We start from the raw sequence: 19,602 nt of genomic DNA, 5'->3' as shown, positions 1-19,602 counted from the left end.
AAGCCAGTGAAGTCGTCAAGCACGTCACCAGGAAAGACGTCAGGCAAGACGCCGGCTAAGACCGTCGACGTCGCGGATTCCTATGCCGTGCGGCTGATGCAGCACCTGGTGGTGCCGACCTTCGTGATCGACCCGAAGCGCCGCGTCGTGATCTGGAACAGGGCCTGCGAGCGGTTGACCGGTCTCGCCGCCTCCGAGGTGATCGGCACCAGCAAGCACTGGCAGGCCTTCTACGAAACCAGGCGCCCCTGCCTTGCCGATCTCGTCGCGCTCGACCGGCCGGAGCAGCTGCCGGAGTTCTATTCGGAATACGCAGCGCGCGGCCATAACGGGCTCGGCTTTTCCGCGGAGAACTGGTGTGTGATGCCGAAGCTCGGCAGCCAGCTCTATCTCGCCATCGACGCCGGCCCGATCCACGACGAGGCCGGCCATCTGATCGCCGTGGTGGAGACGCTGCGCGACCTCACCGACCAGAAGCGGGCCGAGATGGCGCTGAAGGAGCTCGCCACCAAGGACGGCCTGACCGGCCTGTCGAACCGCCGCTCGTTCGACCAGATGCTGATGAGCGAATGGGCTCGCGCCCACCACACCCAGAAGCCGCTGGCGCTGCTGTTCGTCGACGTCGATCATTTCAAGCTGTTCAACGACCAGCACGGCCACCAGACTGGCGACGAATGCCTGCGCGCGGTCGCCTCCGTCGTCAGCCGGCATGCCGTGCGTCCGCTGGATCTCGCCAGCCGCTACGGCGGCGAGGAGTTCGCGCTGATCCTGCCGGACATGGATTGCGATAGCGCCTGCGTCATCGCCGAGGAGATCCGCTGCGCCGTGATGGCCTTAGCGATCGCCCACGGCGCCACGGGTGCCGGCGACCATGTCACCCTCAGCGTCGGCGTCGCCAGCCACATTCCCGGCGGGGCCGATGGCGGTCCCGACCGGCTGCTGGGCGCTGCCGACGAGGCGCTCTATGTGGCCAAACGCCTCGGCCGCAACCGCGTCATCTGCGCCGAAAGGCTGCTGGCCGAATTCGCCGCCCTCGGCCGGCAGGCTGCGGTGGTTCCGGCGCCTTTCCAGCGCAAATCAGCTCGCGCGCGATAGGCGAGAAGCGGTTGCCCCCCTCTCGCCAATCGGCTAAATGAACTCCCACTAGCACCCGTAGCTCAGCTGGATAGAGCGTTGCCCTCCGAAGGCAAAGGTCACACGTTCGAATCGTGTCGGGTGCGCCAGCCTGCCGCCGTTTTGACGCCGGCGCCTACGTCAGCATCGAGACAATCGCCTGGATCTGATCGGACGCGACCGTCACCAGGGCGTCATACGACGTGTGGCCGTGCGCAGCAGCCTTCAATATGCATTCGGCGACGGCCGCTTTCAGACCGAACACGGACTGGTCCGCCGGGACGCTCGCCATCACCGTTTCGAGGGCCTGACGCATCGTGTGAATGAGCTCGGAGCTGTATTGCATGGGCTGTCCTCCGCATGCTGATATTAGGTCGCATGACCCGGCTTGCCACTCACAAGCCTGAGACTGCGGTTTGAACGGCCCGAGACCGAAAGTCTCAATTCAAGCGCCAGATCGCCGCATTGAGCACGCCGGCAAACGCGACCCAGGCTGCGTAAGGCACGAACAACGCGGCGGCTAGCTTGTCTTTGGACATCTCCAGACTGATGTAAGTCACGATCGCGACGAACAGACCAATGAGGATGACGAGCGCGGCGCCGATCTGGTGCATCGTGAACATGACCGGCGACCAGGCGAAATTGAGCGCCATTTGCGCGGCCCAGACAAGCATCGCTCTGCCCCTGGGTTCACGGCGAAAGGTTCGCCAACCCGCCACCGCGATCATGATGTAGAGGATGGTCCAGGCCACCGGGAACGCCCAGTTCGGCGGTACGAAGCTGGGCTTGGCAAGGCCGGCATACCATTTACCCGGCAGATTGGCCGCGCCGATCAGCCAGCCGATGCCAACCACGCCCACCACGAAGACCAACAGCTGCAGCATCCATCACCTCGCGCATCTCATCGCGCAATTGTATCATCTCTCCATGAGCGATTCCGACATGGTCACCGGCGAGGCTTCGCCGGTGCGCAAGATCATCCATATCGACATGGATGCCTTCTATGCGTCGGTGGAACAACGCGACAATACGGAGCTGCGCGGAAAGCCGGTTGCGGTGGGGGGCTCTGCGGAGCGCGGCGTCGTCGCGGCCGCGAGCTATGAGGCCCGCAAATTCGGCGTTCGCTCCGCCATGCCGTCGGTGACGGCGAAGCGGCAATGTCCCGATCTGATCTTCGTCAGGCCGCGCTTCGAGGTCTACAAGGCGATCTCCAGGCAGATCCGCGAGATCTTTGCCGAGCACACGCCCGTCATCGAGCCGTTGTCGCTGGATGAAGCCTATCTCGACGTCACCGAAAACCTGCAAGGCATCCCGCTGGCGCGGGACATCGCGATGCGGATCCGCAAGAAGATCAAGGCCGAGACGGGCCTCAACGCGTCGGCAGGCATCTCCTACAACAAGTTTCTGGCCAAGCTCGCCTCCGATCATCGCAAGCCCAATGGTCAGTTCGTGATTTCGCCGGAGATGGGGCCCGCCTTCGTCGAGACGCTGCCTGTCGGCAAGTTCCACGGGATAGGCCCGGCGACGAGTGCGAAGATGAACGCACTCGGCATGTTCACTGGTCTGGACATCCGCAATCAGTCGCTGGAGTTCATGAATGCGAATTTCGGCAAGTCGGGCGCCTATTACTATTGGATCTCGCGCGGCGTCGACGAGCGGCCGGTCCGCGCCGACCGAATTCGCAAGTCGATCGGCGCGGAGAACACGTTCTCAACCGATCTCATCGAATATGGTGCGCTGTCGGCCGAGCTCAAACCTCTCGTCGACAAGGTCTGGCGCCATTGCGAGACGACCGGCAATCGCGGCCGCACCGTCACCTTGAAGATCAAATTTGCCGACTTCGAGATCATCACGCGCAGCAGATCCGTCGCAGCGACAGTTGCGGGACGGAATGAGCTGGAGCGGCTGGCCTGCGGCCTGCTCGAAGCGGAGATGCCGCTGCCAAAGCGCGTCAGGCTCCTCGGCGTATCCTTGTCTGCTCTCCAGGCCGGCGACGAGCCGGAGCCGCAGCTGACATTGGGCATTTGAGCGAGGCTGTCGATCCTCCGCGTTGTGCGACCGACGGTGGCCGGAATTTTAGACCCGCCACCGATGAAGGTCGCCACGCTCGCCCGTTCAATGCCTGACGTGCTCGAACACCACGATCACGCCTGTCGGCTCGGGCTCGTGCGCCATCAGGCGCGTCAGGTCGGAATCGCCCCAATCAGCGAGGCTGACGACTTCACCGCTCTCGCGATCGGCACCGAGTGATGGCGTGGGCTCGAGAACCTTGAGGCCCATTTCGTCGACGAAGAATGTGTGCTCGCCGAACATGCTGTTGAGCTGCGGCATGGCCGGATGTTCGTCGGGCAGCACCTGAGCGCCGAGTTGGTTGACAGTCTGCTTCACCTGTTCGGATGTGAGCTTCATGAGCTGCTCCGTTTCTGTATCCGGTTTCATTGGCCCGGGCGGGAGCGCGCGTTCCCTGCGCCTTTGTCCGCCTGGCTCAATTCCGAACCGGTGCTGCGCGCAAATGTTCCTGCGAAATGTATTTTGTGATCGCGTGTTGCGTCTGCCGCGCTCATGGCGCGAGATCGCCACAGAATGCACGCGATCTGGCCGCGGGATGCTATTCAACCGCTTCAACGATCCGGATGTCGCGGTCCGCGCCGTCTCCGAGCAAGTCATGCGCGGCCTGGTAGGCCGGGCTCGCATACGCCGCCTTGGCGCGCTCGACACTGTCGAACTCGATCAGAACGACGCGCTCCATCTGGCCGAGCTCGAAGACCGCAGCGGGCATCCCGCGCGCGATCACGCGGCCGCCTGCCGCTTCGATGGCTTGGCGCGACACCTTGGCGTAGGCCGCCATGGCATCGGGATTCTTGATCGCACGATAGGTGGCAACCCAATAGGCTTTGGCCATTTTTGTTCTCCTGGTTCGGGGACATGCTAGTCGCTGCGGTTCTCGCCGACCGACAGCGCGCAGATGCGTGACAGATAGGTGTAGGATAGACCAGTCTCCTCGGCCCAGGCGTTGAACTGCGCCTGCACCTTGGCGAGATCGCCCTTCGACTTGACCTCTTCGGCAATGTCGAGGCCTGCATCGCGCAAGGACGCGACGACATCCTTTGACGTGACAAAGCCATCCCAACCGACGAAGCGCAGCAGCATCTGGCCGGTATTGCCGCCGAGACGACTGCCGCGCTTGGTCAGGAGGTCGAGCAGGCCGATCTGGTCGGACGAAGGCCATTTCGCCAGAAACTTGCCGAAGCTGCCATGCTCCTTCGCGATCTCCTGCACGAAGCCCGCATTGTCGCGCACCGACATGATCTTGGCACCGTTGCGCACGATACGCGCGTCGCGCAAAAGGCCTTCCCAATAGTCCTCCGGCTGGAAGCTGAGCTTGGCCGGCTGGAAACGCAGGAAGGCCTCTTCAAAGCCATCCCATTTCGTTTCGATCACGCTCCAAGCAAAGCCGGCGCAGAATACGCGCTTGGTCATCTCGGCGAGGATGCGGTCGTCGCCGAGCCTGGCCAGCCGCTTCAGGTCGGGCTTTGCCGGCATCAGCTTTTCCAGCGCCTTGGGCCCGCCCTTGCGTTTTTCGGCGCGGGCACGAATGGTCTTGAAGGGGGTCATGCGACACAAGCGGTTGAGGGCACGCCACGACATCAGAATTCGACGATGCCGTCCAGCCCCGCGGTGCTGACGACTGATCCGGTCATGCCGGCGAATCATGTGCACCGAGCAGCGTGCAAACGCCTTGCCGCCGCGAAATCCCGCCAAAGGCGGCCGACCGATCGGCAGGCCCGGCTAGCGCAACAAGCGCTTCGCGAGGTGGACGCTTCGGTCAGTTCGACCGGCTCGACGACGGCTCCCGGAAACAGCTGTGACATGCGTGATGCTTTCGGCAGGTGCTGGGACTTGCACACCTAGCCGAAGCCGCGCACTGGCCGCTTGGACATTGCCGTCAATCATGCGGCTGAAAACGAACGGCTCGTTTCATGTGCCGCGCGTCACACACGGGAGAGCGACGGCACCTCCTCGGGCATGACCGCCTGAAGGCCGCCGAAGCGACGCTCGCGGCCATGGAAGGAGGCCAGGGCAGCGGCAAGATCGCTCGCGTCGAACTCGGGCCACATCCGCTCGGTGAAGTGCAGCTCGGCATAGGCGCCTTCCCAGAGCAGGAAGTCCGACAGCCGCTTCTCACCGGAGGTGCGAATGATGAGGTCGACGTCGCGCAGGCCGGCTTCGCCGGTGACGAGCTGCGAGAAGGCTTCGCGGGTGATGCTGGTCAACGCGGCCGCCTTCGCAGCAGCATTGAGAATGGCATCGCGCGCGGAATAATCGACCGCGATGCGCAGGTGCAGCGTGCCGCCCCGGGCGGTGGTTTCCTCGGCACGCGTAATCGCAGTTGCGATGCCGTCAGGCAGACGATCGCGACGGCCGATCACGGTGAGGCGCACACCGTTCTTGACCAGGCTCTGCACCTCATTGGCAAGATAGAAACGCAGCAAGGTCATCAATGCAGCGACCTCCGCTTTCGGCCTCCGCCAATTGTCGGTGGAGAAGGCGTAGAGCGTCAGCGTGCCGATGCCCTGCTTGGGCGCAGCCTCGACGATACGGCGGATCGTCTCCACGCCCGCCTCGTGGCCGCGCAAGCGAGACAGGCCGCGCCGCGTCGCCCATCGTCCGTTGCCGTCCATGATGATGCCGACATGAAGCTTCTCGTTGCGGGACGTAAGATCACTTTGCATTGCAAAGTCTCCGGTCAAAAAGGGGAGGATCAGGTCGAGGCGATGCCGAGGCGGCCGAGCGGTGGCGCCTCGCGGCCGGCGGCCTTCGCAGCGTCGCGCACCAGACGCTCGAGCACGGCGAGATAGTCGAGGAAACGGCGGCGGCCGGTCTTGGTGAGGCGGCAAGTGGTGTGCGGACGGTTGCCCTCGTAGCCCTTGGTCACCTCGACGAGGCCGGCCTCCTGGAGCACGGCAAGGTGCCGGCTGAGATTGCCGTCGGTGAGGCCGCACAGCTGCTTGAGGTCGGCGAATGCCAGTCCCTTCGGATGCGCCATCAGCGAGGTCAGAAGCCCGAGCCTCGCCTTCTCGTGAATCACGCGGTCCAATCCTTCGTAAGAGAAGGGTGCGCTGTCAGTCTTCGACATCGTGGTCTCCGGATGCGACATGCAGAATGCCCGCCATCATCGACTGCCCGATCACGAAGGGCAGGCCCATGGTCCATGGCGACAGCGTGTGAGTCTGGCTGGCGACGACCACCACCGCGAAGCCGGACACGAAATACCAGGCGCCGGCGAACGCGACGCTGCGCGGCAACGAGCGGACGGAGGCGAAAATGCCGAGCGACACCAGGATCTGCCACAGGCCCGGCAGCAACCACAGCGTCTCGCCTGCGAACTTCCACATCACCACCGCGAGCAGCACACCGGCAACGCCTGCGGGTAGGAACTGCTCGACCGCCTGATGGATCATGGCGTCGGCCAGACCCGAATGATGACGGCGCGATCGCGCGCGCATCTCGATCCCGATCATCAGGCCGGAGAGCGCGGCGGCGATGAACCAGCCGAAGAAGAAGCCGAGCGGCTCGCTGGTGGGATCGCCGAGCAGCCAGAATTGCAGGATCGCGGTGAGCAGCGCGACGGCACCGGTCGCGACCATCGTCGCAGGGCCGTAACCGCGGAACGCCGTGCCGGCCGCGATCTGGCTGCGGATCGTCACGATGTCGGCCAGTGCCTTGTCGAGATCGCGTATTGGCAACGCCAGAACCTCGCTCCGCCCATGCTTGCCGGGACTGCCTGCCCCGTCACTTTGTATCGCAAAGTATATACGGATGCAAAGTAAACGCAAGCCCGAATGCCCCGACGCGACGTCCGGCTCGAACAGACAACTGCCGGTTGCGCGACGCCGGCTGGCCCAGATAAGATGGATCCGAAGCATTCCCGGGGGCTGGTATGTGGCTCAAGTCATTTGTCGTTGCGTTTGTTTTCCAGGCCATGCTGGCCGGACTCGCTCATGCGGCGGGGCCTTTCGGCACCATCCATGTCGGCAATTGGAACGGCGGCGCTTATACCAATGATTCAACCGGCGCATTCTCCCACTGCGCCGCAAGCACACCCTACGCCAACGGCATGACACTGCTTGTCGGCCAGGATTCTAACAATGCGTGGCTGCTCGGCTTTGCCAATCCAGCGTTTCGTTTCAAAAAGGGCGAGAACCTGACGATCGACGTGACTTTCGACGGTCAGGCCGAGGTAAGACTCTTCGCGACCGCGTTCTCCGATGTGATGGTCTCGGCCGTTCTGCCCACCAACGTAGCGCGTGCTTTCCAGAAGGCGAGCCTGATGGTGGCGGTGGCGAGAGGCACACCTTTTCAATTCAGTCTGACGTCAACGGCGCCTTTGATCGTCGCGGTCACCAATTGCGTAACGCGGGTCAAGGCCGACGGGCTGGATAAGGCCGGCGACTTCACCAAGGTTGCAGCGAAGCCCGCACTGGTCGGCGACAAGCAAGGTGCGCCTCCCACCAAGCCGGGGCGAACCGGGACTTTCACTGGCACTGGTTTTGTGGTCAGCCCCAATGGACACATCGTCACCAACAGTCACGTGATCGATAGCTGCACCGGAGATATCAAAGGCAATCTCGCCGGGGAGACCGCGATGGTGCTGCGGGTTGTCTCCAGCGACGCGACAAATGATCTCGCGCTGCTGCAAGCTCCGGCGACAGCAGCATTCAAGGATTTTGCGAAGATCCGGGACCGCTCGATGCACTCCGGCGATTCCGTGGTCGCCATCGGCTTCCCGCTGCACGGCTATCTCTCCTCCGACCTGACCGTGACGACGGGCATCGTCAGCTCGCTCAGCGGCTTCCGCAATCACACGGGACGTCTGCAGATCAGCGCGGCTGTTCAAGCGGGCAACAGTGGAGGCCCCTTGTTCGACTTGTCCGGCCAGGTCGCAGGCGTCGTCGTGGCCAAGCTCAACGCGCTCAGGATGATCAAGGAGACCGGGCAGCTGACAGAAAACATCAACTTCGCCATCAAGACCGGCGCGCTGCGCGACTTCCTCGACAATTCCGTGGTGCCCTACCAGACCGCAGAGCCCAAGGGCGAATTGAAGACCACCGACATCGCCACCAACGCCCGCGCCTATACGATGCTGATCTCGTGCACCGGCACGGAACAGGCGGACGCGAAGCGCTAAATCGGTCAGCTCTCAATACGGCGCGACCGGCCTTACGCGCCGCTGCGGGCGTGGTTGCGGCTGCACCTGGCCGTAGGCGAAGCGAGGATTGCGATCGCAGTACAGCAGCCGGCCGGACACGCTGGCCTGGCATTGCTCATAGGTGTTGTAGGCGCATTCGCCGGGGTAATCATAGTCGCCGCCCTGGGCGCACCATGGATAGTCCCGCGCGGCTGCGGGCGTGACGGCGGCGAAGCCGCCCAGGACCGCAACGCCGAGCGTCAGCAGCACCAATTGCGTCTTGCGCATGATCCAACTCCTCTCCAGCTGGCCCGAGATACGGCGCCATCTCTCATCAGGTTTCGCGGCGCCATTTTATTCCAGATCAACGAAACAAAGAACGAAGAAAAAAGCCCTGCCGGATGGCAGGGCTCCTATCCTCACGATCACAAGATCGCTACTCGACCTTCAGGCCGGCGAACTCGACGACCTTCCTCCACTTCTCGGTCTCGGCCTTGATCTCCTCGCCGAAGGCCTCGGGCGTCTGCGCGCGCGGCTCGCCGCCGAGCTCGACCAGACGCTTGGCCATGTCGGGATCCTTGAGCACCGCGTTAACCTCGGCGTTAAGCTTGGCGATGATCTCCTTTGGCGTGTTCTTCGGCGCGCCCATGCCGAACAGTGCGCTGGCCTCATAGCCCTTGACGGTGTCGGCGATCGGCTGGATATCAGGCAGCTGCGGCGAGCGTTCGGTGGTGGTGACGCCGATGGCGCGAAGCGAGCCGGAGCGGATGTGCTGGATGATCGAAGGCATGTTGTCGAAGATCACCTGGACCTGGCCGGCAAGCATGTCGGTGATCGCGGGCGCCGCGCCGCGATAGGGCACGTGCTGCATCTTGCAGCCGGTCATGGCCATAAACATCTCGCCGGACAGATGCACCGAGGTGCCGTTGCCGGACGAGGCCATGTTCACCTTGCCGGGATTGGCCTTCACGTATTCGATGAACTCGGCGACGGTCTTGGCCGGCACGTCCTTGTTGACGGTCATCACGTTCGGCACGCGCTGGAACGAGGCCACCGGCGCGATGTCGGTCACGAAGTTGAACTTGAGGTTCTTGTAGAGCGAGGTGTTGATGTAGTTGGCCGGATTGACCAGCTGCAGCGTGTAGCCGTCGGGCTCGGCATTGACGACCGATTCGGTGGCAATGTTGTTCCCGGCGCCCGGCTTGTTCTCGATCACGAATTGCTGGCCGAGCTTTTCCGACAGCCGCTGGCCGATCAGCCGCGCCAGAATGTCGGTGGCGCCGCCCGGCGGATAGCCGACCACCCATTTCACCGGGCGGGCCGGATAATCGGCGGCAAGGGCCTTCGACAGCGGGGTGGCTGCAAGCGGACTGGCGGCGAGCAGGCCCAGCGCGGTACGGCGAGTGATCATCTCAAGGGTTCTCCCAACGTGTTGTTCTTGAAGCCAGATATCTTGAAGCCGGCGTCGGTGGGGTTGTAACAAAGCTTGCTGCAGGCGGAAAGTGCGCGGGGCGCATCGCGACGAAAGGATAAGGCATGCCGGTCAAGGTTGAGGCCCTCGATCATCTCGTGATCAACGTCGCCGACGTCGCGGCCACCGCGGAGTGGTACCGCAGAATTCTCGGCATGGAAGTCAAGGTGTTCGATCCCGGCGGCGGCAAAGCGCCGCGGACGTCACTGGTCTTTGGTAACCAGAAGATCAACGTTCGGCCGCGCGATGCTGACAAGGTGGAGTGGTTCACCGCAGACCACCAGACCGCCGGCAGCGAGGACCTCTGCTTCCTCACCTCTGCTGCGCCCGACGAGGTGGTGGCGCATTTGCAGGCACACGGCGTCGTGATCGAGGAAGGCCCAGTTCCCAAGCAGGGAGCCCGCGGCACGCTGCGCTCGGTCTATTGCCGGGATCCGGATGGCAGCCTGATCGAGATTTCGTCGTACGAGGATTGAGGCCAATAGGGCCTCGCCGCCAACCCCAACCGCCGTCATTGCGAGCGAAGCGAAGCAATCCAGACTGGCTCCGCGGGGGGAGCCTGGATTGCTTCGTCGCAAGGGCTCCTCGCAATGACGGGAGAGAGCGCGCCTCGCCCGCATGCAACTCCGGATTTGCGCCCCGCCCCGTCCAAATGGCAGGAAGACGCAATAATCCAGAGACAGCCGCCATCAAGATGCGGGCTGCACGGGGAGGACACATGCCTGTTCAACAGACCGCAGCCGGAATCGTCGGCCCATTCGATGGGCTTGATGTGCCCTGGCTCTTGAGGATGCGGGCCGAGGTGCGCAGCTCACATCCGTTCCTGATCTGGGCGCCGTTCGATGCGCCGGCGCGGCGCTGGAGCTATGGCGAATTTCACGAGCGGGTCGGCGCGCTCGCGGCGGGACTGGCGCGACGCGGCATCAAGCCCGGCGAATATGTGCTCATTCATCTGGACAATTGCATCGAGGCGATGCTGGCCTGGTTTGCCTGCGTCGAGTTAGGGGCCATCGCCGTCACCACCAACACGCGCTCGGCGCCGGCCGAGATCGCGTATTTCGCGGATCATTGCGGCGCAGTCGCCGCGATCACGCAGCCGGCCTATGCCGAGATCGTCGCGCAGAACTGCCACAACATCCGCTGGATGGCGGTGACCTCGCATGACGCGGGCGTAGTGCCCGCGCAGGCGGTCTCGCGCGGCGACAGTTTTGAATCCCTGTTCGCCGACAGCGCCGATCGTCCGAAACGCGCGACCGATCCGCTCGCGCCGTGCAGCGTGCAATACACCTCCGGCACGACGTCGCGTCCGAAGGCGGTGCTGTGGACCCATGCCAACGCGCTGTGGGGCGCCAAGATCAATGCCGCGCATGAGGACCTGCATGCCGGCGACGTGCACCAGGCCTACCTGCCGCTATTCCATACCAACGCTCTCGCCTATTCCATGCTGGCGACGCTGTGGGTCGGTGGCTCCTGCGTGATCCAGCCGCGCTTCTCCGCGAGCCGGTTCTGGGGCGTCGCGCGCGAGCACGGCGCGACCTGGACCTCGACTATACCGTTCTGCATGAAGGCGCTGCTCGAGCAGGAGATCCCGAAAGACCACAAATTCCGCCTGTGGGGCACCGCGATCAACGAGCCGCCGGCCTTTGCCGCGTTCGGGGTCAAGATGATCGGCTGGTGGGGCATGACCGAGACCATCACCCATGGCATCGTCGGCGAGGTGGACCAACCCAACATCCCGATGTCGATCGGCCGCGCCGCGCCGGAATATCAGATCCGCATCACCGACGATGACGGAGGGCCGACCGAGGTCGGCGACACCGGCAACCTCGCGATCAAGGGCATCCCTGGTCTGTCGCTGTTCGCCGAATACCTACACAACGAGAAGGCGACGCGCGAGAGTTTTGACGAGCACGGCTTCTTCCTCACCGGCGATCGCGTCGAGCGTCTCGCGAACGGCTACATCAAGTTCGGCGACCGTGCCAAGGACATGCTGAAGGTCGGCGGCGAGAACGTCGCGGCTTCCGAGATCGAGCAGGTGATCGCGCTCGTACCAGGCGTGCGCGAGGCCGCCGTGGTGGCGAAGTCGCATCCGATGCTGGACGAGGTGCCTGTCGTCTTCATCATCCCGCAGGGCGGCGTCGCGGGCGCTGCGCCCGACCTGCATGATCGCGTGATGGCCGCCTGCCGCAAAAGCCTTGCCGACTTCAAGGTGCCGCGCGAGATCAGGTTCGTCGACGACATGCCGCGCTCGACACTGGAGAAGGTCGCGAAGGCGGAGTTGAGGAAGATGGTGGAGTGAGGCGTCGCCACACGGCACACTGCAGTAAAGGCGCGTCAGCGCCGTGCCCACCTTCTGAGTGTGATCGGAGAATGCTCGTGGACACGGCGCTACGCGCCTTTGCCCATCCTGCGGCAGCGGCGAATAGCTCGCCTAGAACGACCCCAGCGCCACCGGGCGGAACGCCTGCAACAGCTGTTGATCCAGCTTGCCGCCCATGCCTTCCATCATCCCGAACGCACGCGAGTGCGTGAAGGGCATGCGGTAGGCGCGTTTCTCGACCAGGGCGGCGTAGATGTCGACGATCGTCGTCACCCGCACGATGTCGCTGATCTGGTTCGACGACAGACCGTTCGGATAGCCGCTGCCGTCGAGGAATTCGTGGTGATGCAAGACGACGTCGAGCATCTCCGGCGGGAAGCCGCCTTGGGCTGCGAGCGCGTCATAGCCGCGGCGCGGATGCTGGCGCACCTCGGCCATCTCCTCGTCGGTGAGCTTGCCCGGCTTGTCGAGCAGCGCGGAGGGAACGAAGGCCTTGCCGACGTCGTGCAGCAGCGCGGCGCGGGTCAGGCGGCGCTGGTCGTCCTCGCGCATGCCGAGATGCTGCGCGAAGGCGACGGCGAAGCCGGTGACGAACAGGCAGTGACGATAGCTGCCGACATGGTGGCAGCCCACCGTGGTGAGCCATTCACGCAGCGAGGAGTGCTTGATCGCCTTCAGGATCTTGCTTTCCGCGGCGATGACATCGTCGAACGTCAAGGGCACGCCGAGCGGAAGCTTCTCGAACATCTTCTTCAGCACCGTATGAGCCGCATCGACCCCGCGGTTGAGCGTCTTGCCGCGGTCGGTCGCGTCATAGGCGGCGGTGTCGGGGAAGGCGGCGCGGATGCGCTGAAGGATGGCATCGGCCTGGAGCGGCCGTGAAATGGTGTCGGTGGCGCCCAGCGCCCAGGCCTGCATGGTGCCGTGGTGCAGGGCGTCGGCAAGCACGAACAGCCGCGGCATCGACCGATAGGCATCGCCGCGCAGCTTGTTGCGCACCCGCTGCACGCTCTCGGGCGAGCGCAAGTTGATGTCGACCACGAGGCCGGAGAGATCGCGCGCCGGCTGGGCGGGAATCGCCTCTGTCGACACCGTCAAGACTTCGCCGACCGCTTTCAAAATGCTGGCGAGCTCGGTGCTCTCGTCGCTCCGGTCAGAGGCGAGCAGAAGCTGGCGTTTGGCGGCGATTTTGGCTAGCGCGTTCATGACTTCCCCAAAGCATGGGTCTGGATTTGGCCACAGCCTAAGCCGGATCAGGTTCTCTGGCCCTTAAGAGGCGTGCTCAATGGAACCTTGGGGGATTGCGTGCAATTTTAGGGATTTTGGGTTCCGGAGGCCGGAACTTCAAAACCGCGAAAACAACCCCATGCACAGTAGAACGGGCGTTGATGGATAAGGGGAATTTCGGACGCTTTGTGCCCCACTCTCCGCTGTCGTCGCCCGGCCCGTACGCAATTGCGCACTAGGACCGGGCGACCCAGTACGCCGAGACGGCGCGGCTGGAACCGAGGAGCCGCGGCGTACTGGATGCCCCGCTTTCGCGGAGCATGACAGCGCGATGTGGAGACGGCCCTCAAAACAAATCCGCCGGAGGTCACCCTCCGGCGGATCATCTCATTCGGCAATCGCAGCTAGCCTTACGCCTTCATGCTCGCCTTCACCGCCTCCGCCGTGATCGGCAGAGCCCGGACGCGCGCGCCGCTCGCGTTGAAGATGGCGTTGCCGATGGCGGGGGCGACCACCGTCACGGCGGGCTCGCCGACGCCGGTGGCCTTCTCGCCATTGGCGATCACGGCAACCGCGACCTCGGGCATCTGGCTCATGCGCAAGGGCGTGTAGCTATCGAAATTGGTCTGCTCGATGCCACCGTCCTTCAGCGTCGCCTTCTCGTACATCGCCAGCGACAGGCCCCACAGAGCCGCGCCCTCGACCTGGGCGCGGATGTTGTCGGGATGGACCTGGGTGCCGACGTCGGTTGCGACCGTGAGCTTCTTCACGGTCACCTCGCCCGATGGCGCCACCGCGACATGGGCGACGCACGCCGTCCAGCTCGCGGTCGCACGCTCCTGCGACGACACGCAGGCGACGCCCATACCCTCGCCTTTCGGCAATGGCTTGGTGCCGTAACCCGACAGTCCCATCGCGGCGAGCAGCGTGTTGCGCAGCCGCTGCGCTCCGCCGTCGTTCTTGCCCGCGCCGTCGAGCAGCGAGATGCGGAACTGCGCGGGATCCTTGCCCGTGGCAGCCGCGATCTCGTCGATCATGCTTTCGACCGCCCAGAAGGTCCAGCCCGGCGCCACCGAGCGGAGCTGGCCGGACGGCGTGGCGTTGTGCGCGAGCTCGTTCTTGATCGCGCGCACATAGTGGTTGGGCACGGTGTAGAAGAAGTCGGCTCCGTTCACCGTGAAGCTGTCGAGCGGCCCCTTCTTGTCGACCGAGGGCGTCAGGAAATCGGGGATTCCCCAGCGCGCAGTCGGCCAGGCCGAGACCACGTCGTGGCTGAGCGCGACCAGCTTGCCGTCGCCGTCCACGCCGGCCTTGACCTTTTGATAGGTGAGCGGCCGCGAGAAATCCATCGTCATGTCGTTCTCGCGCGTGTAGATCACCTTCACCGGCTTGCCGATCGCCTTCGCCGCCTGCACCGCGGGAATCATCATGTCGGCATCGAGCCTGCGGCCAAAGCCGCCGCCGAGCCACATTTGATGCATCACCACGAACTTCGGATCGATCCCGGCTGCGCCTGCTGCAATCGCGCCGGAGCGCGTCGCAAACTGGTTGCCGGAATAGATGTGCAGGATGTCGCCCTTGAACTCCGCAGTGGCGTTCATCGGCTCCAGCGGCGCGTGGATGTTGATGCTGGTGGTGTACTCGGCCTCCACCACCTTTGCGGCCGAGCCGAAGGCCGCTGCGGGATCGCCGTCCTTGACGAAGAACTGGCCGGAATCCTCCAGCTTCTGAAGCCGCTTGGCCTCGTCGAGCAGCGACTGGCTCGACAGCTTCGCGTTCGGGCCGCCGTCATAGGCGATCTTGAGCGCCTGCGCCGCCTTCTTGGCATTGGCATAGGTGCTGGCGAGCGCGACGACCCAGCCGGAGGTCGTGCCGGTCTTGTCGTCGAGCGTGACGGCCTTGATGAAGCCCGGCACCTTCTTCGCCGCGCTGTCGTCGACCGATTTCACCGTGGCCCCGAACCGCACCGGCGGGGTAACCACCGCGCCATAGGCCATGCCCGGCAGCATCACGTCGATGCCGTACTTAGCCGTGCCGTTGGTCTTGGAGGGGATGTCGAGCTGCGGCACCGAGACGCCGATCATGGTGTATTGATCCGGCGTCTTCAGCTTGATCGCCTTCAGCTCATCCGGCGTGAAGGTTTTCGTCGCCTTGCCGCTTTTGACCACGTCGGCGAACGACATCTGCTTCTTCGACTTCGGATGCACGATCATGGAATCGCGCACCGTAAGCTCGGACGCCGGCACGCCCATTGCGGCGGCCGCGCCTTCCGTCAAAGCCATGCGGCCGGCGGCACCCGCGCGGCTCATGGCATCGAAGTTCATCATCGTCGACCAGCTTCCGCCAGTGATCTGCGCGCCCAGAACGGGATCGTTGAACTTGGGATCGTTGGAGGCGAGATTGACCCGCATGTCGCTCCATTTCGCGCCGAGTTCCTCGGCTACGATCTGCGCCATGGTGGAGGCGATGTGCTGGCCCATGTCCGCCTTGCCGCAGGTCACGGTGACCAGGCCATCGGGCGCGATCGCGTACCAGACGCTCGGCTCAAAATTCGAGGGCGCAGCGAGCGCTTCGCCGATGCCGGGGACGCCGGCGTAGCCCAGCACGAGGCCGGTCGCGGCGCTGCCGACGAGGAAGGAGCGACGGCTGAGATCCGTCGTCTCAGGGGTCACGTTCTTCACATGCTCGTTCATGTGGGCCTCCGCTCGCTGGAGGTGGCCGACGCGGTGCGCATCTCGGATGCGGCGCGCATGATCGCCTTCTGGATCCGCGAATAGGTCATGCAGCGGCACAGATTGCCGTCCATATGCGCGACCACTTCCTCTTTGGACGGATTGGGATTTTTCGACAGCAGCGATGCGGCCTGCATGATCTGCCCGGACTGGCAATAGCCGCATTGCGGCACCTGCTCGGCGACCCACGCCTTCTGCAAGGGATGGTCGCCCTTGGCGGAGAGGCCTTCGATGGTGGTGATCTTCTTGCCGGCGACGTCACCGACCATGGTCTGGCACGAGCGCACGGCTTCGCCGTTGACGTGCACGGTGCACGCACCGCACAGCCCGGCACCGCAGCCGAACTTGGTGCCGGTCATCTGCAATTGCTCGCGGATCGCCCAGAGGAGCGGCGAGTCGTTCGCCGCATCCACGGACATACTCCGCCCGTTGATGGTGAGAGTTGGCATAGGCGTCTTCCCCTGCCGGTGCATGAAGCCGCTTACGGCGGCAACTTGAATGACGGACGCCCACCGGGCCGGCGCCAGCCTTGGCCACAAGCATGATCGCGTTCGCGCGCCGTGGCAAATGCAATTTGGAATGAGTCGAAACAGACCACCTCTGCATCTGCTCGTTGTGCGCCGCGCCAACGGCGCCGACGCAGCCACTGAACGCAACAGCCAGCGCATCGCACATGCGTGCCATCGCGTTGAGGCAGTTTCTTCCAGGTAACTTGGCAGGCTAAAGTGATGAAAGAAGTGGCGCCGCCCCTTCTCCCCTTGTGGAAGAAGGTGGCGCGAAGCGCCGGATGAGGGGTTCTCTCCACTCGCAAGAGCTTTCGTGAGGAGAGAACCCCTCACCCGGCTTCGCTTCGCGAACCACCCTCTCCCACAAGGGGCGAGGGTGCACTGAAGTCGCGGTGAGCATAAGAACAAAGGGCGGGAGACATGCCGAAGATCAGCAGAGACGGCGTCAATATCTACTACGAAGTTCACGGCGAGGGGCCGCCGCTGCTGCTGACCCACGGTTACTCATCGACGTCGGCGATGTGGCATGGGCAGATCGATGCGCTCGCGAAGGAGCACAAGCTGATCCTGTGGGACATGCGCGGCCACGGCCAATCCGATTATCCCGATGATCCGAGCGCCTACAGTGAAGCTCTGACTGTCGGCGACATCGCAGCGATCCTCGATGCAGCAGGCGCTGGACGCGCCATCATCGGCGGACTCTCGCTCGGCGGCTACATGTCGCTCGCGTTCTATCGTACGCATCCAGAGCGCGCCCGCGCGCTGCTGATCATTGACACCGGTCCCGGCTTCAAGAAGGACGACGCCCGCGAGGCCTGGAACGCGCGGGCACTGGCCACCGCCGACAGGCTCGACCGCGAAGGGCTCGACGTCCTGAAATCGGCAACGCGCGAACGCGCCGCCGCCAGTCATCGCAACGCCAAGGGACTGGCGCTCGCCGCACGCGGCATGCTGACCCAGCGCGATGCCCGCGTGATCGAGCTGCTCCCCGACATCAAGGTGCCCTGCCTGATCGTGGTCGGCGCTGACGACACGCCGTTCCTCGCCGCGTCCGATTACATGGCCGCAAAAATCCCTGGCGCACAAAAGGTCGTGATCCCCGCCGCCGGTCACGCCGTCAACATCGATCAGCCCAAGGCTTTTGTTGACGCCGTCGAGCCTTTCCTGAAGAACTTGCCGGCATAGGTCGGGCAATTGGGGATGCGGACCATGATGCGAGCGATATTCGCGGCGGGCGCAATGGCATCGCTGCTGTCGTCGGCGGCGCTGGCCGAACCGTTCGGCGCGGTGCCGTCGCGCCAGCCCTTCGTCGCGACCTTGTCGAACAACATTCCGCTCGCCTTCGGCATGGACGCCGAACAGACCGCCCGCGCCCTCGGGCAGCCGCTGCAATATGTGCGGGGGCGTCCCGGCAATGAGATCTACCTCGCTTTGCGCAACATCGGCGGCAGCGGCCTGATCCCTTATCGCCACCGCCTGTTCCTGCAATTCCGTCACGGACGGCTGGCGGGATGGAAGGAGGATTACGGCGAGAACTGGATGTGGGAGTAGGCGTTGCCCCTCATCCTGAGGAGCTTGCGCAGCAAGCGTCTCGAAGGATGAAAGGTCCCCGCCGCCGCATCTCGGCCTTGCATCCTTCGAGACGCGCGCGAAGAGCGCGCTCCTCAGGATGAGGGGAGACAGCAGAGTTTGTAGCAACCAACAAGGACAACCCGCGTGGGACAAGACATCAAGCTGACGGCATCCGACAATTTCCAGCTCGGCGCCTATCGCGCCGATCCCAGCGGCGCGCCGAAGGGCGCGGTGGTGGTGATCCAGGAGATCTTTGGCGTCAATCACCACATCCGCTCGGTCTGCGACCGCCTCGCCGGGGAAGGCTATGTCGCGATCGCCCCGTCGATCTTCGACCGGACCTCACCGAACTTCCAGTCGGGCTATTCGCCCGACGAGATCGCGGAGGCGCGCAAGTTCGTTGCCAATCCGGATTGGACGGCGATGCTGCGCGACACGCAGGCGGCGATCGACGCGGTCAAAGGAGCCGGCCCGGTCGGCATCATCGGCTTTTGCCTAGGCGGCAGCATCGCCTTCGTCGCGGCGACGCGATTGACCGGCCTGAAAGCCGCGATCGGCTATTACGGCGGCGCGGTGGTGCGCTTTGCCGACGAGACACCCAAAGTGCCGACGCAGCTGCATTTCGGCGAGAAGGATGCCGGCATCCCCCTGACCGACGTCGAGACCATCAAGGCGAAGCGGCCGGATTTGGCGGTCTTTGTCTATCCGGGCGCGCAGCACGGCTTCCATTGCGACGAGCGGGCGAGCTACGACAAGACCAGCGCCGACATCGCCTGGCCGCGCAGCATGACGTTCTTCGCGAAGCATTTGAAGTAGCGCGCGTGTCTCTCTCCACTCGTCATTCCGGGCCTGCACCGCTTCGCGGCGCATCCCGGAATGACGAAGGAGAGAGTTGATCCCGCTCGCCTCAAAGCAGAAATCGGGTGGCTGCATCCTGCCGCCCGGCGATAGAGCTCGCCGGTCAAGCCAACTCACGCCGGGAAATCGCCATGCAGCAAGCTGTCACGCACCTCGTCATCCGCAATCCGTTCGGAACCATGGATGTCCCCTCACCCGATGATTCCGAGGTGATGGACTATGCCGCGACGGCCACGCTGCCCGGCGATGCCGCGGACGACAACGCGGCGGCGTGGGCGGCGATCGCAGCACCATCAGATCCGATCGAGGGAATCTGGGCGAGCCGCTGGAACGGCGGCGCCGATCCGACCATTGCCGGCGATACGCCGGACAGGTGGAAGCAGGGGCGCGCGGAGATCCGCATCGCGGGCAGCCGGATCTATCTGCGCTTCGACTGGGACAACGGCCGCCGGCACGGGCTGATCGAGGCCGCGCGCGAGGGCGCGGATCGCTTGGTCGGGAAATACATCAACCTGACCACGCCGGCGATCACGCGTCCCTGGGTCGGGCGGGTGGTGGACGCTGCGCGGATCGACGGATGTTTTCCGAACGGGCGGCTGGATTTTCGAAGGTGA

At 64.2% G+C, this 19,602-nt stretch carries 22 protein-coding genes and 1 tRNA gene; 10 read left to right on the top strand and 13 right to left on the bottom strand.

The features are described from left to right. The first annotated feature begins 96 nt into the window (after positions 1 to 96). Together IVB26_RS01115 and IVB26_RS01110 are read left to right on the top strand one after the other, a co-directional pair. Positions 97 to 1,095, top strand: coding sequence for a sensor domain-containing diguanylate cyclase (locus IVB26_RS01115; protein ID WP_458309382.1), 999 nt, complete (start codon positions 97 to 99; stop codon positions 1,093 to 1,095). 51 nt (positions 1,096 to 1,146) lie between these two features. Further along, positions 1,147 to 1,223, top strand: a tRNA-Arg gene (locus IVB26_RS01110). A gap of 26 nt (positions 1,224 to 1,249) precedes the next feature. On the opposite strand, the gene IVB26_RS01105 is transcribed toward IVB26_RS01110, so the two are convergent. Together IVB26_RS01105 and IVB26_RS01100 are read right to left on the bottom strand one after the other, a co-directional pair. Then, the gene (locus tag IVB26_RS01105) at positions 1,250 to 1,459 is read right to left on the bottom strand and encodes a hypothetical protein (protein ID WP_247970233.1); all 210 of its coding nucleotides are present in this window, start codon (positions 1,457 to 1,459) and stop codon (positions 1,250 to 1,252) included. Positions 1,460 to 1,553: 94 nt separating this feature from the next. Next, positions 1,554 to 1,997 carry a TspO/MBR family protein gene (locus IVB26_RS01100; protein WP_247970232.1) on the bottom strand — a complete coding sequence of 148 codons (444 nt, stop codon included), beginning with the start codon at positions 1,995 to 1,997 and terminating at the stop codon, positions 1,554 to 1,556. A gap of 43 nt (positions 1,998 to 2,040) precedes the next feature. On the opposite strand from IVB26_RS01100, the gene dinB reads away from it, so the two are divergent. Then, on the top strand, positions 2,041 to 3,141 hold the full coding sequence (dinB, locus tag IVB26_RS01095) for a DNA polymerase IV (RefSeq protein ID WP_247970231.1): 1,101 nt from the start codon (positions 2,041 to 2,043) through the stop codon (positions 3,139 to 3,141). A gap of 87 nt (positions 3,142 to 3,228) precedes the next feature. Here dinB and IVB26_RS01090 read toward each other — a convergent pair whose 3' ends face one another. The 6 genes from IVB26_RS01090 to IVB26_RS01065 form a co-directional block, all read right to left on the bottom strand. Beyond that, complete coding sequence (locus IVB26_RS01090) at positions 3,229 to 3,522, bottom strand: hypothetical protein (RefSeq protein ID WP_247970230.1); 294 nt, start codon at positions 3,520 to 3,522, stop codon at positions 3,229 to 3,231. A 199-nt stretch (positions 3,523 to 3,721) separates the two neighbouring features. Next, a complete protein-coding gene (locus IVB26_RS01085; RefSeq protein ID WP_247314351.1) occupies positions 3,722 to 4,015 on the bottom strand; it encodes a DUF1330 domain-containing protein in 294 nt (97 codons plus the stop codon). A gap of 26 nt (positions 4,016 to 4,041) precedes the next feature. Further along, positions 4,042 to 4,728, bottom strand: a complete 687-nt coding sequence (locus tag IVB26_RS01080) for a DNA-3-methyladenine glycosylase I (protein WP_247970229.1) — start codon at positions 4,726 to 4,728, stop codon at positions 4,042 to 4,044. Positions 4,729 to 5,105: 377 nt separating this feature from the next. Further along, a complete protein-coding gene (locus IVB26_RS01075) occupies positions 5,106 to 5,846 on the bottom strand; it encodes a di-trans,poly-cis-decaprenylcistransferase (RefSeq protein ID WP_247970228.1) in 741 nt (246 codons plus the stop codon). A gap of 29 nt (positions 5,847 to 5,875) precedes the next feature. Next, positions 5,876 to 6,250, bottom strand: coding sequence for a transcriptional regulator (locus IVB26_RS01070; protein WP_246919816.1), 375 nt, complete (start codon positions 6,248 to 6,250; stop codon positions 5,876 to 5,878). Further along, a complete protein-coding gene (locus IVB26_RS01065; protein WP_247973382.1) occupies positions 6,237 to 6,854 on the bottom strand; it encodes a hypothetical protein in 618 nt (205 codons plus the stop codon). Before IVB26_RS01065 ends, IVB26_RS01070 begins: the two co-directional genes overlap by 14 nt. Positions 6,855 to 7,054: 200 nt before the next feature. Between IVB26_RS01065 and IVB26_RS01060 the strand changes: the two genes are divergently transcribed. Next, entirely contained in the window at positions 7,055 to 8,302 is a 1,248-nt protein-coding gene (locus IVB26_RS01060) for a S1C family serine protease (protein ID WP_247970227.1), read from the top strand. Between the two features lie 12 nt (positions 8,303 to 8,314). On the opposite strand, the gene IVB26_RS01055 is transcribed toward IVB26_RS01060, so the two are convergent. Both IVB26_RS01055 and IVB26_RS01050 read right to left on the bottom strand, forming a co-directional pair. Next, positions 8,315 to 8,590, bottom strand: a complete 276-nt coding sequence (locus tag IVB26_RS01055) for a DUF3551 domain-containing protein (protein ID WP_247970226.1) — start codon at positions 8,588 to 8,590, stop codon at positions 8,315 to 8,317. 148 nt (positions 8,591 to 8,738) lie between these two features. Beyond that, a complete protein-coding gene (locus IVB26_RS01050) occupies positions 8,739 to 9,713 on the bottom strand; it encodes a Bug family tripartite tricarboxylate transporter substrate binding protein (protein ID WP_247970225.1) in 975 nt (324 codons plus the stop codon). A gap of 125 nt (positions 9,714 to 9,838) precedes the next feature. Here IVB26_RS01050 and IVB26_RS01045 point away from each other — a divergent pair, with 125 nt between their 5' ends. Continuing rightward, on the top strand, positions 9,839 to 10,249 hold the full coding sequence (locus tag IVB26_RS01045; RefSeq protein WP_247970224.1) for a VOC family protein: 411 nt from the start codon (positions 9,839 to 9,841) through the stop codon (positions 10,247 to 10,249). A gap of 242 nt (positions 10,250 to 10,491) precedes the next feature. Then, positions 10,492 to 12,072 (top strand): AMP-binding protein, encoded by a 1,581-nt coding sequence (locus IVB26_RS01040; protein WP_247970223.1) that lies wholly within the window; start codon positions 10,492 to 10,494, stop codon positions 12,070 to 12,072. Between the two features lie 132 nt (positions 12,073 to 12,204). Here the strand turns inward: IVB26_RS01040 and IVB26_RS01035 are convergent, their stop codons facing one another. The 3 genes from IVB26_RS01035 to IVB26_RS01025 form a co-directional block, all read right to left on the bottom strand. Beyond that, positions 12,205 to 13,299: an HD-GYP domain-containing protein gene (locus IVB26_RS01035; RefSeq protein ID WP_247970222.1), complete on the bottom strand. Its 1,095-nt coding sequence runs from the start codon at positions 13,297 to 13,299 to the stop codon at positions 12,205 to 12,207. A 431-nt stretch (positions 13,300 to 13,730) separates the two neighbouring features. Continuing rightward, complete coding sequence (locus IVB26_RS01030; RefSeq protein WP_247970221.1) at positions 13,731 to 16,013, bottom strand: xanthine dehydrogenase family protein molybdopterin-binding subunit; 2,283 nt, start codon at positions 16,011 to 16,013, stop codon at positions 13,731 to 13,733. Then, positions 16,010 to 16,501, bottom strand: a complete 492-nt coding sequence (locus IVB26_RS01025; protein WP_247314378.1) for a (2Fe-2S)-binding protein — start codon at positions 16,499 to 16,501, stop codon at positions 16,010 to 16,012. The genes IVB26_RS01030 and IVB26_RS01025 overlap by 4 nt, the downstream gene beginning before the upstream one ends. A 477-nt stretch (positions 16,502 to 16,978) precedes the next feature. On the opposite strand from IVB26_RS01025, the gene IVB26_RS01020 reads away from it, so the two are divergent. The 4 genes from IVB26_RS01020 to IVB26_RS01005 all read left to right on the top strand — a co-directional run bounded on the left by IVB26_RS01020 (position 16,979) and on the right by IVB26_RS01005 (position 19,602). Then, positions 16,979 to 17,743 carry an alpha/beta fold hydrolase gene (locus IVB26_RS01020; RefSeq protein ID WP_247970220.1) on the top strand — a complete coding sequence of 255 codons (765 nt, stop codon included), beginning with the start codon at positions 16,979 to 16,981 and terminating at the stop codon, positions 17,741 to 17,743. 24 nt (positions 17,744 to 17,767) lie between these two features. Then, positions 17,768 to 18,109, top strand: a complete 342-nt coding sequence (locus IVB26_RS01015) for a hypothetical protein (protein WP_247970219.1) — start codon at positions 17,768 to 17,770, stop codon at positions 18,107 to 18,109. 165 nt (positions 18,110 to 18,274) lie between these two features. Next, on the top strand, positions 18,275 to 18,946 hold the full coding sequence (locus tag IVB26_RS01010) for a dienelactone hydrolase family protein (protein ID WP_247970218.1): 672 nt from the start codon (positions 18,275 to 18,277) through the stop codon (positions 18,944 to 18,946). Between the two features lie 173 nt (positions 18,947 to 19,119). Next, on the top strand, positions 19,120 to 19,602 hold the full coding sequence (locus tag IVB26_RS01005) for a hypothetical protein (RefSeq protein ID WP_247970217.1): 483 nt from the start codon (positions 19,120 to 19,122) through the stop codon (positions 19,600 to 19,602).

The organism is Bradyrhizobium sp. 195 (assembly GCF_023101665.1).
Taxonomy (GTDB): Bacteria; Pseudomonadota; Alphaproteobacteria; order Rhizobiales; family Xanthobacteraceae; genus Bradyrhizobium.
Note: the sequence above shows the minus strand (reverse complement) of the source record. Positions and strands in the feature narration are given on the sequence as shown.